At 38.8% G+C, this 16,645-nt stretch carries 12 protein-coding genes and 1 other RNA gene; 9 read left to right on the top strand and 4 right to left on the bottom strand.

Annotation, left to right across the window (positions count from 1 at the left end; translation table 11 throughout):
* The first annotated feature begins 17 nt into the window (after positions 1 to 17).
* Positions 18 to 863 carry an undecaprenyl-diphosphate phosphatase gene (locus TZ94_RS04005; protein WP_045614387.1) on the top strand — a complete coding sequence of 282 codons (846 nt, stop codon included), beginning with the start codon at positions 18 to 20 and terminating at the stop codon, positions 861 to 863.
* Positions 864 to 897: 34 nt separating this feature from the next.
* Here the strand turns inward: TZ94_RS04005 and dinB are convergent, their stop codons facing one another.
* Positions 898 to 1,959 (bottom strand): DNA polymerase IV, encoded by a 1,062-nt coding sequence (dinB, locus tag TZ94_RS04000; protein ID WP_004251973.1) that lies wholly within the window; start codon positions 1,957 to 1,959, stop codon positions 898 to 900.
* A gap of 238 nt (positions 1,960 to 2,197) precedes the next feature.
* Between dinB and pflB the strand changes: the two genes are divergently transcribed.
* Positions 2,198 to 4,513 (top strand): formate C-acetyltransferase, encoded by a 2,316-nt coding sequence (pflB, locus tag TZ94_RS03995; protein ID WP_004251975.1) that lies wholly within the window; start codon positions 2,198 to 2,200, stop codon positions 4,511 to 4,513.
* 405 nt (positions 4,514 to 4,918) lie between these two features.
* Positions 4,919 to 7,021, top strand: a complete 2,103-nt coding sequence (locus tag TZ94_RS03990) for an AAA family ATPase (protein ID WP_045614384.1) — start codon at positions 4,919 to 4,921, stop codon at positions 7,019 to 7,021.
* Between the two features lie 58 nt (positions 7,022 to 7,079).
* On the opposite strand, the gene TZ94_RS03985 is transcribed toward TZ94_RS03990, so the two are convergent.
* Entirely contained in the window at positions 7,080 to 7,562 is a 483-nt protein-coding gene (locus TZ94_RS03985; protein WP_045614382.1) for an S-ribosylhomocysteine lyase, read from the bottom strand.
* Between the two features lie 205 nt (positions 7,563 to 7,767).
* On the opposite strand from TZ94_RS03985, the gene TZ94_RS03980 reads away from it, so the two are divergent.
* Positions 7,768 to 9,744, top strand: coding sequence for a peptide ABC transporter substrate-binding protein (locus tag TZ94_RS03980; RefSeq protein ID WP_045614381.1), 1,977 nt, complete (start codon positions 7,768 to 7,770; stop codon positions 9,742 to 9,744).
* A 78-nt stretch (positions 9,745 to 9,822) separates the two neighbouring features.
* On the opposite strand, the gene pbp1a is transcribed toward TZ94_RS03980, so the two are convergent.
* Together pbp1a and recU are read right to left on the bottom strand one after the other, a co-directional pair.
* Positions 9,823 to 11,952: a penicillin-binding protein PBP1A gene (pbp1a, locus tag TZ94_RS03975; protein ID WP_045614379.1), complete on the bottom strand. Its 2,130-nt coding sequence runs from the start codon at positions 11,950 to 11,952 to the stop codon at positions 9,823 to 9,825.
* On the bottom strand, positions 11,949 to 12,545 hold the full coding sequence (gene recU, locus TZ94_RS03970; RefSeq protein ID WP_006150093.1) for a Holliday junction resolvase RecU: 597 nt from the start codon (positions 12,543 to 12,545) through the stop codon (positions 11,949 to 11,951). Before recU ends, pbp1a begins: the two co-directional genes overlap by 4 nt.
* 67 nt (positions 12,546 to 12,612) lie before the next feature.
* Between recU and TZ94_RS03965 the strand changes: the two genes are divergently transcribed.
* From TZ94_RS03965 to mapZ, 5 genes are all read left to right on the top strand, one after another.
* Positions 12,613 to 13,140 (top strand): DUF1273 domain-containing protein, encoded by a 528-nt coding sequence (locus TZ94_RS03965; RefSeq protein ID WP_045614376.1) that lies wholly within the window; start codon positions 12,613 to 12,615, stop codon positions 13,138 to 13,140.
* Positions 13,141 to 13,209: 69 nt separating this feature from the next.
* Positions 13,210 to 13,539, top strand: coding sequence for a cell division regulator GpsB (gpsB, locus tag TZ94_RS03960; protein WP_045614373.1), 330 nt, complete (start codon positions 13,210 to 13,212; stop codon positions 13,537 to 13,539).
* Positions 13,540 to 13,557: 18 nt separating this feature from the next.
* An RNA gene (gene rnpB / locus TZ94_RS09490) (RNase P RNA component class B) lies at positions 13,558 to 13,939 on the top strand.
* Between the two features lie 83 nt (positions 13,940 to 14,022).
* On the top strand, positions 14,023 to 15,201 hold the full coding sequence (locus TZ94_RS03955; RefSeq protein ID WP_045614370.1) for a THUMP domain-containing class I SAM-dependent RNA methyltransferase: 1,179 nt from the start codon (positions 14,023 to 14,025) through the stop codon (positions 15,199 to 15,201).
* Positions 15,194 to 16,636 carry a cell division site-positioning protein MapZ gene (mapZ, locus tag TZ94_RS03950; protein WP_045614367.1) on the top strand — a complete coding sequence of 481 codons (1,443 nt, stop codon included), beginning with the start codon at positions 15,194 to 15,196 and terminating at the stop codon, positions 16,634 to 16,636. The genes TZ94_RS03955 and mapZ overlap by 8 nt, the downstream gene beginning before the upstream one ends.
* The last annotated feature ends 9 nt before the right edge of the window (positions 16,637 to 16,645 follow it).

Here is a 16,645-nt window from a genome sequence, read left to right as displayed (position 1 = left end):
AGAAAAAGGAGTTATCTATGTATCTTATTGAAATTTTAAAATCTATCTTTTTTGGTATTGTTGAAGGAATTACGGAATGGTTGCCGATTTCGAGTACTGGTCACTTAATTTTGGCAGAAGAGTTTATCCAGTATAAAGATCAAAATGAAGCCTTCATGTCTATGTTTAACGTAGTCATTCAACTGGGTGCTATCCTAGCCGTCATGGTTATCTACTTTAACAAACTTAATCCTTTCAAACCAGGTAAGGATAAAGTTCAAGTTCGTAGAACTTGGCAATTATGGTCTAAAGTATTTGTTGCGACTCTCCCTCTTCTTCTAGTCTTTAAGTTTGATGATTGGTTTGATACTCACTTCCATAATATGGTTTCAGTAGCCATTATGTTGATAGTTTATGGGGTTGCTTTCATTTATCTTGAAAAACGCAACAAAGCACAAGCAATTGAGCCAACAGTAACTGAGCTAGATAAGTTGCCTTATAAAACAGCCCTCTATATTGGTCTTTTCCAAGTCTTGGCTCTTTTACCAGGAACTAGCCGTTCAGGTGCGACTATCGTCGGTGGTTTGTTAAATGGAACCAGTCGTTCAGTGGTGACAGAATTCACCTTCTATCTAGGAATTCCTGTTATGTTTGGAGCTAGTGCCTTGAAGATTTTTAAATTCATCAAAGCAGGGGAAGTATTGAGTTTTGGTCAATTCTTCTTGCTCCTAGTCGCCATGGTAGTCGCTTTTGCAGTCAGCATGGTTGCTATTCGTTTCTTGACCGGCTATGTAAAAAAACACGACTTCACAGTCTTCGGTAAATACCGTATTGTTCTTGGTAGTGTCTTGTTGCTTTATAGCTTTGTTCGATTATTTGTATAAGAAAAAACCTTGAGGGAAATTTCCTTCAAGGTTTTTAAAATCCTGTCACAGTGACTCCCAATAAGCGGACACCCTTGTCTTTATCACTAAGTGTTTCGTAGAGTTGGATAATGCTTTGTGCGATTTCTTCAGAGTCTTGTGTTTGTTGATTCAGTGTTTTTCGTTTTGTCAAAGTAGAAAAGTCGGCATAGCGGATTTTCAAAATGACGATCTTACCACTTTTTTCATATTTTTGAAGACTAAGAGCAACTTTTTCCGAAAGGAGAGTTAGCTCTTTTTTAATATCTTCATCTAGACTTAGAATCTTACTATAAGTTTTTTCCTTACCGATGGACTTACGGATACGATTCGATTTGACGGGAGAGTTATCTATACCTCGAGCCTTACGATATAGATCAAAGCCGAGTCTTCCGAAACGATCAATGAGAGTGATTTCAGAGATCTCTAAAAGGTCAGTACCCGTATATACACCCATTTGATGGAGTTTTTCAACTGTTTTCTTGCCCACACCGTGGAATTTAGCAATATCCATTTGTTTGAGAAAATCTTCAGCTTCATCAGGAAGAATGACTGTCAAACCACGAGGTTTTTGATAGTCACTTGCCATTTTAGCTAAAAATTTATTGTATGATACACCAGCAGAAGCTGTTAATTGTAATTCATTCCAAATATCCTGCTGAATTAAACGAGCAATTTTAACAGCAGATTTGATACCAAGCTTGTTTTCAGTTACATCTAGATAAGCTTCGTCGATACTCATAGGTTCAATTTTATCCGTATATCGTTTAAAAATAGCTCGAATCTGTTGGCCAACAGTAGTATATTTTTCGTAGTTCCCAGAAATAAAAATAGCTTGAGGACAGCGTTCATAAGCTTCTTTAGAACTCATAGCTGAGTGAATGCCGAATGCTCTGGCTTCATAACTACAGGTTGAAACAACACCCCGACCACCTGTTTTCCTAGGGTCGCTACCAATAATAACGGGTTTGCCTTTAAGTTTAGGATTGTCACGAATTTCTACAGCAGCAAAAAAGGCATCCATGTCAATATGGATAATTTTACGGGATAAATCATTCATCAGTGGAAATATCAGCATGAAATGGCCTTTCTTTGGTAGTTTATCTAGCCTTATTATACCTTTTTTCTGAAAAAATAGGAAATAGCTAATTACTTTTCAAAAATATACTACAGTTTGCACTGAAATAACAACTGTATTATAAAAGAAAGTGTCTAAAAAGTGTGATTTCACTTGTTGAAATCGTTTACTGTGTGTTATACTGAATATATGAATGTAACAGATTGCTGTTACTAGAAAGATAAAAGAGGACATTAACATGGTTGTTAAGACAGTTGTTGAAGCACAGGACATTTTTGACAAAGCCTGGGAAGGCTTTAAAGGTGTTGACTGGAAAGAAAAAGCAAGTGTATCACGCTTTGTACAAGCTAACTACACACCTTATGATGGAGATGAAAGCTTCCTTGCAGGACCAACAGAGCGTTCACTTCACATCAAAAAAATCGTAGAAGAAACTAAAGCACACTACGAAGAAACTCGTTTCCCAATGGACACTCGTCCAACGTCTATCGCTGACATCCCTGCAGGATTCATCGACAAAGAAAACGAAGTTATCTTTGGTATCCAAAATGACGAACTCTTCAAATTGAACTTCATGCCAAAAGGTGGTATCCGTATGGCTGAAACTACTTTGAAAGAAAATGGATACGAGCCAGACCCAGCTGTTCACGAAATTTTTACAAAATATGTAACAACTGTTAACGACGGTATCTTCCGTGCTTACACTTCAAACATCCGTCGTGCTCGCCACGCTCACACTGTAACTGGTCTTCCAGATGCATACTCACGTGGACGCATCATCGGTGTTTATGCGCGTCTTGCTCTTTACGGTGCAGACTACTTGATGCAAGAAAAAGTAAACGATTGGAACTCAATCGAAGAAATCGATGAAGAAACAATCCGTCTTCGTGAAGAAATCAACCTTCAATATCAAGCATTGCAACAAGTTGTACGCTTGGGTGATCTTTACGGAGTTGACGTTCGCAAACCAGCGATGAACGTTAAAGAAGCTATCCAATGGGTAAACATTGCCTTCATGGCTGTCTGCCGTGTTATCAACGGTGCAGCTACATCTTTAGGACGTGTGCCAATCGTATTGGATATCTACGCAGAACGTGACCTTGCTCGTGGTACATTTACTGAATCAGAAATCCAAGAATTTATTGATGATTTCGTTATGAAACTTCGTACAGTTAAATTTGCTCGTACAAAAGCTTATGACCAATTGTACTCAGGTGACCCAACCTTCATCACAACTTCTATGGCTGGTATGGGTAACGACGGTCGTCACCGTGTTACTAAAATGGATTACCGTTTCTTGAACACTCTTGATAACATCGGTAACTCTCCAGAACCAAACTTGACAGTTCTTTGGACTGACAAATTGCCATACAACTTCCGTCGCTACTGTATGCACATGAGCCACAAACACTCTTCAATCCAATACGAAGGTGTTACAACAATGGCTAAAGATGGATACGGTGAAATGAGCTGTATCTCATGTTGTGTGTCTCCACTTGACCCAGAAAACGAAGAACAACGTCACAACATCCAGTACTTCGGTGCTCGCGTTAACGTTCTTAAAGCTCTTCTTACTGGTTTGAACGGTGGTTACGACGATGTTCATAAAGACTATAAAGTATTTGACATCGAACCAATCCGTGACGAAGTTCTTGAATTCGAATCAGTTAAAGCAAACTTTGAAAAATCTCTTGACTGGTTGACTGACACTTACGTAGATGCTTTGAACATCATCCACTACATGACTGATAAGTACAACTACGAAGCTGTTCAAATGGCCTTCTTGCCAACTAAACAACGTGCTAACATGGGATTCGGTATCTGTGGATTTGCTAACACTGTTGATACATTGTCAGCTATCAAGTACGCTACAGTTAAACCAATCCGTGACGAAAATGGCTACATCTACGATTACGAAACAATCGGTGAATACCCACGTTGGGGTGAAGATGACCCACGTTCAAACGAATTGGCAGAATGGTTGATCGAAGCTTACACAACTCGTCTACGTAGCCACAAACTTTACAAAGACGCAGAAGCTACTGTATCACTTTTGACAATCACATCTAACGTTGCTTACTCTAAACAAACTGGTAACTCACCAGTCCACAAAGGTGTATACCTCAACGAAGATGGTTCTGTGAACTTATCTAAACTTGAATTCTTCTCACCAGGTGCTAACCCATCTAACAAAGCTAAAGGTGGATGGTTGCAAAACTTGAACTCACTTGCTAGCCTTGATTTTGGTTATGCAGCTGATGGTATCTCATTGACAACTCAAGTTTCACCACGTGCTCTTGGTAAAACTCGTGACGAACAAGTTGATAACTTGGTAACAATCCTTGATGGTTACTTCGAAAACGGTGGACAACACGTTAACTTGAACGTTATGGACTTGAACGATGTTTACGAAAAGATCATGTCAGGTGAAGACGTAATCGTACGTATCTCTGGATACTGTGTAAACACTAAATACCTTACTCCGGAACAAAAAACTGAATTAACACAACGTGTCTTCCACGAAGTTCTTTCAATGGATGATGCATTGAGCTAAGATTTATAAATAGTAAATCAAAAACCAGTCACTCTGACTGGTTTTTTTGTTATAAAAATTTTTTTAAAAAAATTAGTCAAATTTGGTCAAATATGTTGACTAAAACTGACCAAAGTGATATACTAAGAACATAAGGATAATGAAAGTCCTTAGAAAACCTTGATTTTAAGGTGATTACATATACTATCTTAAGATCAAAGTATGGGTAAAACCTAGAAAAGAGGTACAACCTATGGTTAACATTAGTATTTTTAGAAGTCCAATCGAAAAAACTGTATTGGATAAAGAAAAACCTGAAATTATACGTAGAGTAGCAAATAGCTAGTCTAAATTTTTTAAAACAAAGGTCAGAGAAAGTCAAACTATTTTGACTAAGTGAATTTGAAAACAAACGAGGTATGAAATATGAATAACAACTTTAATAACTTTAACAACATGGATGATTTATTTAACCAATTGATGGGTGGTATGCGTGGATACAGTTCAGAAAACCGTCGTTACTTGATTAACGGCCGTGAAGTAACGCCTGAAGAATTCGCTATTTACCGTCAAACTGGTCAACTTCCAAGCGAAGGAAGTGAACAAGCTCAGTACGTTCAAGGTAAAGATATGAAACAAGATGGGATTCTTGCAAAACTTGGACGTAACTTAACAGCAGAAGCACGTGAAGGTAAGTTAGATCCGGTTATTGGACGTAATAAAGAAATCCAAGAAACTTCTGAAATTCTTTCTCGTCGCACAAAGAATAATCCGGTTCTCGTCGGTGATGCTGGTGTTGGTAAAACTGCAGTAGTAGAAGGATTGGCCCAAGCTATCGTGAACGGTGACGTTCCTGCAGCAATCAAGAACAAAGAGATCATTTCTATTGATATTTCTGGACTTGAAGCTGGTACTCAATACCGTGGTAGCTTTGAAGAAAACATTCAAAACTTGGTAAACGAAGTCAAAGAAGCTGGAAATATTATCCTTTTCTTCGACGAAATTCACCAAATCCTAGGTGCTGGTAGCACAGGTGATGGTCAAGGGTCTAAAGGTCTTGCTGATATCTTGAAACCAGCTCTTTCACGTGGAGAATTGACAGTGATTGGCGCAACTACTCAAGATGAATACCGTAATACTATCTTGAAAAATGCAGCCCTTGCTCGTCGTTTTAATGAAGTAAAAGTTAATGCTCCATCTGCTGAAGATACCTTCAAGATTCTTCAAGGTATTCGAGATCTTTATCAACAACACCACAATGTTATTTTGCCAGATGAAGTCTTGAAAGCTGCCGTTGATTACTCTGTTCAATATATTCCACAACGTAGCTTGCCGGATAAGGCTATTGACCTTGTGGATGTGACAGCTGCTCACTTGGCAGCACAACACCCAGTGACAGATGTACATGCAGTTGAGCACGAAATTCAAGCGGAAAAAACTAAACAAGAAGAAGCTGCGGCTAAAGAAGATTACGAAGCAGCTCTAAATGCAAAAGTCCGTATCGAAGAGCTTGAAAAGCAAATTGCTAATCATACAGAAGATCACAAGGTTACAGCTACTGTAAATGATGTAGCTGAGTCTGTCGAACGGATGACTGGAATCCCAGTATCACAAATGGGTGCAACCGATATCGAACGATTGAAAGATATGGGTCACCGTTTGCAAACGAAAGTTATCGGTCAAGACAAAGCTGTTGAGGCAGTAGCAAAAGCTATCCGTCGTAACCGTGCTGGTTTTGATGAAGGTAACCGTCCAATCGGTAGCTTCCTCTTTGTAGGACCTACTGGTGTTGGTAAAACTGAGTTGGCTAAACAATTGGCTCTTGATATGTTCGGTACTAAAGATGCCATCATCCGTTTGGACATGTCAGAATATAGCGACCGTACAGCCGTATCTAAATTGATTGGTACAACTGCAGGTTATGTTGGTTACGATGACAACAACAATACCTTGACAGAACGCGTCCGTCGCAATCCATACTCAATCGTACTTTTGGATGAGATTGAAAAGGCTGACCCTCAAGTCATCACCCTTCTCCTCCAAGTTTTGGACGATGGTCGTTTGACAGATGGTCAAGGTAACACTGTCAACTTCAAGAATACGGTGATTATCGCAACTTCAAACGCAGGCTTTGGTTACGAAGCTAACTTGACAGAAGATGCGGACAAACCAGAACTCATGGATCGTTTGAAACCTTACTTCCGTCCAGAATTCTTGAATCGCTTTAACGCAGTGATTGAGTTCTCACACTTGAGCAAAGAAGATCTTTCTAAAATTGTTGATTTGATGTTGGTTGATGTCAATAAGACACTTGCTAAGAAAGAAATTGACTTGGCAGTGAGTGATGCTGCTAAAGAATACATGACTGAAGAAGGCTACGATGAAGTCATGGGTGTTCGTCCACTCCGTCGTGTGGTTGAACAACAAATCCGTGACAAAGTCACAGACTTCCACTTGGATAACCTTGATGCTAAACACCTAGAAGCTGACATGGAAGATGGTGTTTTGGTCATTCGTGAAAAAGCCTAAATCAAGATTTTGAAAATAAAAAAAGGAACCAGTTCAAAAGCTGGTTTCTTTTTTATTATTAGATGACATGACGTTCAAAGGCATCGTCTGAGATTCCTTGTTGGAGAATCAATTTTGCCCATTCCTTAGCAGAAAAGAGGCTGTGATCCTTGTAGTTTCCGCAAGATTCAATAGTTGTTCCTGGGACATCTTCCCAAGTTGTTGTTTCAGCGATTTCCTTCAGTGAATCCTTGATGACAGCTGCGATTTCAGCGCTAGAATGACGTCCCCACATAATCATATGGAACCCTGTACGACAACCAAATGGTGAACAATCGATCATACCGTCGATGCGAGTACGGATTAGCTTAGCCAAGAGGTGCTCAATGGTATGAAGTCCAGAAGTAGGGATAGAGTCCTCATTTGGTTGAACCAAGCGGATATCAAAGTTAGAAATGATATCTCCTTTTGGACCTGTTTCTTCTCCGATTAAACGGACATAAGGTGCTTTAACAATGGTGTGGTCAAGTTCAAAACTTTCAACAATAACTTCTTTTGTCATAGTATTTCCTTTCAACTTTCTTCTTTCATTATATCATAAAGATTTATTTGATAATTGTCAAAAAAAGAATTTTGTATCAGATGTTTATTGAAAAGTTAGAAATAGGAAAAAATATTTTCAAATCAATTTGAAAAATTCTGAAAATTGTATTGACACTTGGCGAAAAAGGGACTATAATGTATAAAAAGTCATAAAGGAGTTTATTATGAAATTTTCAAAAGTAATGGCCCTAGCAGGGGTGACTCTGTTAGCGTCAGGTGTTTTGGCAGCTTGTTCAGGTTCGAGCGCAAAAAGTGGAAATACGTTTTCTTACGTGTATGAAACTGACCCAGACAACCTCAACTATTTGACAACTGGTAAAGCTGCAACTGCTAATATCACTAGTAACGTCATTGACGGTTTGATGGAAAATGACCGCTATGGAAACTTTGTGCCATCTATGGCAGAAGACTGGTCAGTATCTCAAGATGGTTTGACTTACACTTATACAATCCGTAAAGATGCCAAGTGGTACACTTCTGAGGGTGAAGAGTATGCTGCTGTGAAAGCTCAAGACTTTGTAACAGGTCTTAAATATGCAGCTGACAATAAATCAGAAGCCCTTTATCTCGTCCAAGATTCTATTAAAGGTCTTGATGCATATGTGAAAGGTGAAGTTAAAGACTTCTCAGAAGTTGGAATCAAGGCAATTGATGATCAGACAGTTCAATACACTTTGAATAAACCAGAAAGCTTCTGGAACTCTAAGACAACCATGGGTGTTCTTGCACCGGTCAATGAAGAATTTCTTACTTCAAAAGGAAGTGACTTTGCCAAAGCAACAGATCCAAGCAGTATCCTTTATAACGGTCCTTACTTGTTGAAATCATTGGTAGCTAAATCTTCAGTAGAATTCGAAAAGAATCCAAACTACTGGGATAAGGACAATGTTCATATTGATAAAGTAAAACTATCATTCTGGGATGGTCAAGACAATAACAAACTTGCAGAAAACTTCAAAGATGGAAGCTTTTCAATGGCTCGTCTCTTCCCAACAAGTGCAAGTTATCCTGAACTCGAAAAAGAGTTTAAAGACAACATCGTTTATACACCTCAAGATTCTTCAACTTACTTAGTTGGGACAAATATTGACCGTCAGTCTTACAAGTACACTTCTAAGACTACAGATGAGCAAAAGACATCAACTAAAAAAGCTCTCCTTAACAAAGATTTCCGTCAAGCTCTTGCCTTTGGTTTTGATAGAACTGCTTATGCTTCTCAAGTAAATGGAGAAAGTGGAGCAACAAAACTTCTTCGTAACTTGTTTGTACCACCAACATTTGTTCAAGTTGATGGTAAAAACTTTGGTGACTTAGTTAAAGAAAAATTGGTAACCTATGGTGATGAGTGGAAAGATGTCAATCTAGATGACGCTCAAGATGGTCTTTACAATCCTGAAAAAGCGAAAGCAGAATTTGCTAAAGCTAAGACAGCTCTCCAAGCAGAGGGTGTTCAATTCCCAATTCACTTGGATATGCCAGTTGACCAAACAAGTACTACAAAAGTACAACGTGTTCAATCGTTAAAACAATCACTTGAAGCAACATTAGGAACTGACAATGTTGTCATTGACATTCAACAACTTCAAAAAGATGAAGTCTTAAATGTTACCTACTTTGCTGAAACAGCTGCTGGAGAAGATTGGGATCTCTCAGATAACGTTGGTTGGTCACCAGACTACATTGACCCATCTACTTACCTTGATATCATCAAACCATCTGTTGGTGAAAATACTAAAACTTATCTAGGATTTGATGCTGGTACAAACAACGCCGCTGCCAAACAAGTTGGTTTGGAAGATTACGAAAAGATGGTTGTTGAAGCTGACAATGAAGTCACAGATGTTTCAAAACGTTATGATAAATATGCCGCTGCCCAAGCTTGGTTGACAGATAGCGCTTTGATTATTCCAACAACTTCTCAAACTGGACGTCCAATGTTGTCTAAGATGGTGCCATTCACCCTTCCATTTGCATACTCAGGTAACAAGGGTATGAGTGAAGCCCTCTTGTACAAGTACCTTGAACTTCAAGATAAACCAGTAACTGCTGATGAATATCAAAAAGCTCAAGATAAATGGAAGAAAGAAAAAGAAGAATCTAATAAAAAAGCGCAAGAAGATCTTGCAAACCATGTAAAATAAAAAAAGGTGGAGTTAGTAATTAACTCCACTTTTTCATTAATAAAAGACCTAGAAAACATCTTCCTAGGTCTTTTAAGATTATTGTTGTCCTTGAGGATTTGGATTTTGTTGAGGATTTTGATTTGTATTTGGAACAGTTTGGTTTTGTCCATTATTTGGGCCAGTAGTTTCAGCTACTGTAGTTTGATTTTCGGTTGTTGTAGTAGGAGCTTCTGTAGTAGCTTGTTGGGTTGTTTGAGGGATCCAGTTACTACGAGCGCCAACTTTGAAAACATACTCACCATTACGATATAGACCTTCAGGCATTGTCCAATCACCTGGGTTATCATCCTCGGAAAGGTACTCCATCATTGATCGGTAGATGTTGGCCGCTACTCTAAATCCGTCACCAACAATTGGTGTCAATCGATTGGAGTAACCGGTCCAGACAGCCATTGAATATTTGCGGGTATATCCTACAAACATTTCATCAGGTGTGACATAATCGTATCTCTTAATGTAATTTTCAATTTCATCATCTGTATAGTTAGATGTACCCGTCTTACCTGCTTGTGGAAGCCATGAAATATAAGCATCTGTACCAGAGTATAAAACTGTTTTCATCATTTCTGTCATCATATAGGCAGTTGTTTCTTTCATAGCGCGAGTACCTTGATCAGAGAACTCTTTTGAACTACCGTCACTGAAGACAATTTTATTGATGTACATTGGTTTATAATAGATACCACCGTTAGCGAAAGCAGCATAGGCAGCAGCCATTTTTTCACTACTTGCACCGTACTGTTTACCTGATTCGGTCGTATTACTTGAAATTGCGTTTGCGTATACCATGGTTGGATAATCAATGCCTAAACCATTTAGGAAACCTTTTGCTTTATCGAGTCCAACTCTATCGAGAGTTTCAACGGCTGGTACGTTACGAGATTGTTGGATAGCAGTTTGAAGGGTAATATTACCATAATACCCTCTATCCCAGTTATAAAGAGGAATGTTAGTGCCTGGATAGTTGTACGGAACATCCTTCAGCATGTAGGCAGTAGAGTCATAAATGTCATACTCTAATGCAGGGGCATAGTCTGTGATTGGTTTCATGGTAGAACCCCAGTCACGGTTAGTTTCAACAGCTTGGTTAATACCGAAAGATACGTTACTAGCTTGGTGACGAGAACCAAGCTGAGCAATAACTTTACCATTTGATACATCAATAATGGTAGAAGCTGCTTGGATTTCATCATCTGGATAGTTTACATATTCATCCGTGTTGTATACATCCCAAAGTCGTTTTTGAACGTCTTGGTCTACGTTAGTGTAGACATCCATTCCAGTAGTTAAAAGGTTGTAGCCTGTCTCTGTTTCAACTTGTTCAATCACTTCTTTGAGGTAATTGTCTAAGTATGGAGGGTAGGAGTTGCTTCCTTTAAGACTTTGTAAACCATCAGTGATAGGTGTGTTTATAGCCGTTTCATATTGCTCAGCTGTTAAATAACCTTGCTTTTGCATCTCTGATAGGACTAGATTACGACGTTCTGTTGCTTCTTCTGGATGGGAATAAGGATCATATTGGTTAGGAGCCTGTGGCATTCCGGCTAGAAGAGCAAGTTGTGGAATAGAAAGGTCTTTTAAATCTTTACCATAGTAATTTTGAGCAGCAGTCTGCATCCCATAGTTACCATTTGACATGTATACTTTATTGATGTAATATGTCAAAATTTCCTGCTTGGTCGCAGTTCTTTCTAACTGAATAGCTAGCCAAGCTTCTTGGGCCTTACGTGAGATTGTTTGGTCTGACGAAGAAGTTGAAAAGTAAGTTAATTTTATCAACTGTTGCGTCAAGGTTGAACCACCTTGGAGTCCACCTCTACTAGTTAAGTTTCGCAGGAAAGCTCCAGCTATTCGAATGCTATCGATTCCTCTATGGTTAAAAAAACGGTGATCCTCGATAGAGACAATTGCATTGACCAATTCAATTGGAACTTCATTGCTTTGAGCATTGACACGACGCTCGGCTCCTAAGTCAGCGATCAATTCGTTTTTACTGTCGTAAATTTTACTTGAAGTTGTTGCGACAAGTTTGCTTTCAGAAAGTTCTGGTGCTTTAGATACATAGTAGAAGAAGACACTTCCACCAATCAATATTGCAGCGATAAAGGCTGCTAAAAATCCAATTCCTAGATATTTAGCAATGCGCCAGATAAGTTGTTTGTTCATATTGTTTTACCACCTAGTAAATGTTGTTTGACGATATCGAGATAAGGTATTTGAGGGAAGGCTTGTTGTTCAATCACATAACCATGCTCTCGAATATAATCAAGCGGCATTGATTTTTTCCCCATATCCTGTTGATAAAAACGGATAAGGTCAATCGCCGGTAATAAATATGTTTCCTGATAAGAAGAAAAATGGATTAGGACGAAGCAAATTCCCTTTTGTTCAAGAACCTGTTCCATATGCTGTATCTGATGAGAATGGAAGTTCTTCATCGGGAAAGCATTTTTTTGTCTGGTTTCCTTTGCCTCGAAATCGATGTAAAATCCTTCATAAACACCCGAGTAGTCAGTAGTTGAAGCTTGTCTAAAATAGGCTTCAACAATTTTAGCGCGACTCCGTTGAGGGTAGTCGACCCGAACAATCTGAACTGGGGTTGGCTTTTTGTGAATGACTGCTATTCCATGTGATAGATAGTAGTCATTGGTAGCATTAATCATCTTTTCAAAGCTCATACCTCGATTTGCGAAATTTTTAGTTTGAGGTAGAGAAGTTTTGCTTGGTTTAGATGAAAGTTTATGTGGATAGTTGACCATAGTCCTCCTTATTGGTACAATAACATCACTCTATTATACCACAAAGGTTTTCAGAAAGGGTGAAAAAATGCATACAGCCTTGGTTTTGGGATACTCAGCTTTTGATTTGGGAGTGTTTAATGAAAAGGACATTCGCTTAAAAATTATCAAAAAAGCTATTCGTAGAGATTTGGAAAGAATGGTTGAGGAAGGGTTGCAATGGCTAGTGTTTACGGGGACTCTTGGATTTGAACATTGGGTTTTAGAAGTTGCTAAGGAGATTAAAGATGACTATGGATTCCAACTAGCGACTATTTTTGATTTTGAAACACATGGATCGAATTGGAATGAAGCAAATCAGATCAAATTGAGTGATTTTAAACAGGTCGATTTTATAAAGTATGCCTATCCGGCTTATGAGCATAAAGGTCAATTGAGAGATTACCAGATTTTTTTACTTGAAAATACAGATGGAGCCTATCTTTTTTATGATCAAGAAAACGAAACAAAACTGGGATTTTTTTACGAACAGATGAAAAAGAAAGACAACTATATTACAAAAATATTAACATTTGAGGATTTAAACGAAGTAGCCGAAAATTTTTCCGAAAATTGAGGCTTTGACCTTGCTTTTTGTTTGCCTTTTTTTATATAATAATACTAGTAACTGAAAACGGAGAGAAACATGGCGAGTATTATTTTTACAGCAAAGGATATTTTTGAACAAGATTTTGGAAGAGAAGTACGCGGATATAGTAAAGCAGAGGTGGATGAATTTTTAGATGATGTCATCAAAGATTATGAAACCTATGCAGCTCTCGTGAAATCACTACGATTAGAAATTGCAGAGTTAAAAGAAGAATTGTCAAAGAGACCTCAGGCAACATCTGTGACTACTGAATCTGTGGATTTAGGAAGTACAACTTCTATGACCAACTTTGATATCTTGAAGCGTTTGAATCGTCTTGAAAAAGAAGTATTTGGCAAACAGATCGTAGAAAACTCTGATTTTTAAGAATCATACAGTTGTGCAATTTTTGGATAATCGCGTGGAAAGTTTATCTTTTCATGAGGAAAGTCCATGCTAGCACAGGCTGTGATGCCTGTAGTGTTTGTGCTAGGCGAAACCATAAGCCTAGGGACGAGAAATCGTTACGGCGAGTGAAGAGACTAAGTTTTCGGATATGTTTTAGTAGCTCTGAAAGTGCCACAGTGACGTAGTCTTTCTGGAAACAGAAAGAGTGGAACGCGGTAAACCCCTCAAGCTAGCAACCCAAATTTTGGTCGGGGCATGGAGTACACGGAAACGAACGTAGTACTCTGACCACTAGTGGCTTTTGGCTGTTAGTGGTAGACAGATGATTATCGAAGGAAGTGGTCCTAGTCGCTTCTGGAACAAAACATGGCTTATAGAAAATTGCATATAGGTTGGGGCTGAGAAATCTTTCTCAACCTCATTTTTTAAAAGTGAACAAGAGAAAGGTCTTTAAAGACTGACATGAAACAAACATTTAATTTAATTGCGACTGCTGCGGCAGGCTTAGAGGCGGTGGTAGGTCGAGAAGTGCGTGCACTGGGCTATGACTGCCAAGTTGAGAATGGTCGCGTTCGCTTTGAAGGAGATGTGAAGACAATCATTGAAAGTAATTTGTGGCTACGAGCTGCAGATAGGATTAAGATTGTTGTTGGAACTTTTCCTGCAAAAACATTTGAAGAACTTTTTCAAGGAGTGTTCGCTCTTGATTGGGAAAACTATCTTCCGCTCGGAGCACGTTTCCCGATTTCTAAGGCTAAGTGTGTCAAATCAAAACTTCATAACGAACCTAGTGTCCAAGCTATTTCTAAAAAGGCAGTTGTTAAGAAACTACAAAAACACTATGCACGACCAGAAGGTGTTCCCCTGATGGAGAATGGTCCTGAGTTCAAGATTGAAGTTTCCATTTTGAAGGATGTAGCGACTGTTATGATTGATACAAGTGGCTCTAGTCTTTTCAAACGTGGGTATCGAACAGAAAAGGGTGGTGCTCCAATCAAGGAAAACATGGCGGCGGCTATTTTGCAATTGTCTAACTGGTATCCAGATAAACCTCTGATTGATCCAACCTGTGGTTCTGGAACCTTCTGTATCGAAGCGGCTATGATTGCTCGTAATATGGCACCAGGCTTGCGCCGTTCCTTTGCTTTTGAGGATTGGAACTGGATTAGTGACCGTTTGATTCAAGAAGTCCGCACAGAAGCAAGTAAAAAAATTAATCGTGAGATTGAACTAGATATCATGGGCTGCGATATTGATGGCCGCATGGTAGAAATTGCGAAGGCAAATGCTCAGGTAGCAGGAGTTTCTAAGGACATCCTCTTTAAACAGATGCGCGTTCAGGATTTGCGAACGGACAAGATCAATGGAGTTATTGTTTCGAACCCACCGTACGGAGAACGCTTGTCAGATGATGCAGGAGTAACTAAGCTCTATGCTGAGATGGGAGAAGTATTTGCCCCACTTAAAACATGGAGTAAATTTATCCTGACTAGTGATGAAGCTTTTGAAAGTAAATATGGGAGTCAGGCAGATAAAAAACGGAAACTCTATAACGGTACCTTGAAAGTTGATTTATATCAATATTTTGGTCAACGTGTGAAAAGGCAAGATGTCAAATCAGAAAGGAAAACAGATGAGTAAGAAAAAACGTAACCACCATCATAAGGGTGAGCAAGAATCTAAATTTGAATTTGAAGAAGCTAAAGATTTAACGGTTGGTCAGGCCATTCGTAAGAACGAAGAAGTTGAAGCAGGTGTAACTCCAGATGACACGGTTTTAGACAAATATATCAAACAACACCGTGAAGAAATCGAAGCTGATAAGTTTGAAAATTTACAAACCAAAAAGGACCAAACAACTCAAAGCTTGGATGAGATGATCCAGGAGGTGAGAGAAACGACTGAACAAGAAAATACATCAAGTTCAGAAGAGGAAACAATTGCAGATGCAGTAGCTGCAGAGACCGCGGAGATTGTAGCTCAAGATGTTGATGTTGAAGAAACAAGAGTTCTAGAGCAACCTTTTAAGGATGAATTGGAAGCTGTTGAAACAGCTGAGTTCGACAACTCTCAAGTCGCACTAGTTAATGAAGAAAATAAAGAACAACTACAACCCTTGTCTCGTTCTGCTCAGCCTATTGAGAAGCCAAAAAGTAAGAAAAAATTGGCAATCCTTTCAGCCATTATTTTAGTCTTCCTCTTGATTTTTGGAGGTTCCTATTACGTTTATCGACAAATTTCTCGTTCTTCTCAAGAAATTCAAACGCAAGCGGCAGATTCAGGTCTGGTAAGTAATCAGTCAGTTTTGGAACAATTTAATACTCTCTACGATACATTCTATACCGATGAAAACAAAACGGCTCTTAAAAATAGCCAGTTTAGTCAACTGAATCAGTTGAAGGAACTTCTAGATAAACTTGAGGGAGCTAGAGAATATACTCTAGTCAAATCAAAATATGATAGCTTGGAAACTCAGATAAAAGCAATCCAAGAAGTGAATTCTCAATTTGAAACTCCAGCTATTACAGATGGTGTCTTGGATACAAATGCGAAAATCAAAACAGATGCGAAATTTACAGATATTAAGACTGGTAATACAGAAATTGATAAACTTTTAGATAAAGCAATCAGCCTTGGTAAGAGTCAATTAGCAAGTATAACAAGTACAGCTACAACAACAGTTGCTAGCCAGGAAGATTCAAGTCCAACTACAGAAAGCAGTCCCTCTACTTCAGTAGGTGATACTGCTGCATCTACTAATGGTGGTCTGTCAAGCGAAGGCGTTAATTTGCAAAGAGGCGTTAGTCGTGTACCGTATAATCAATCAGTTGTCAAAGATAGTAGTAATGCAGCCTGGACATTTGCTGATGGTGTCCTTGAAAGAATTCTCGAGACATCACGTGCGCGTGGCTATATCACGGGTAACCAATACATTTTAGAACCTGTAAATATCGTTAATGGTAATGGTTATTACAACCTTTACAAACCAGATGGAACTTATCTCTTCACTCTGAACTGTAAGACAGGTTACTTTGTAGGGAACGGTTCTGGCCATGCGGATGATTTGGACTACTAGTCAATTGTT

It is taken from the genome of Streptococcus infantis, assembly GCF_000960085.1.
Lineage (GTDB): Bacteria > Bacillota > Bacilli > Lactobacillales > Streptococcaceae > Streptococcus > Streptococcus infantis_C.
This window is presented reverse-complemented; position numbering and strand designations above follow the sequence as displayed.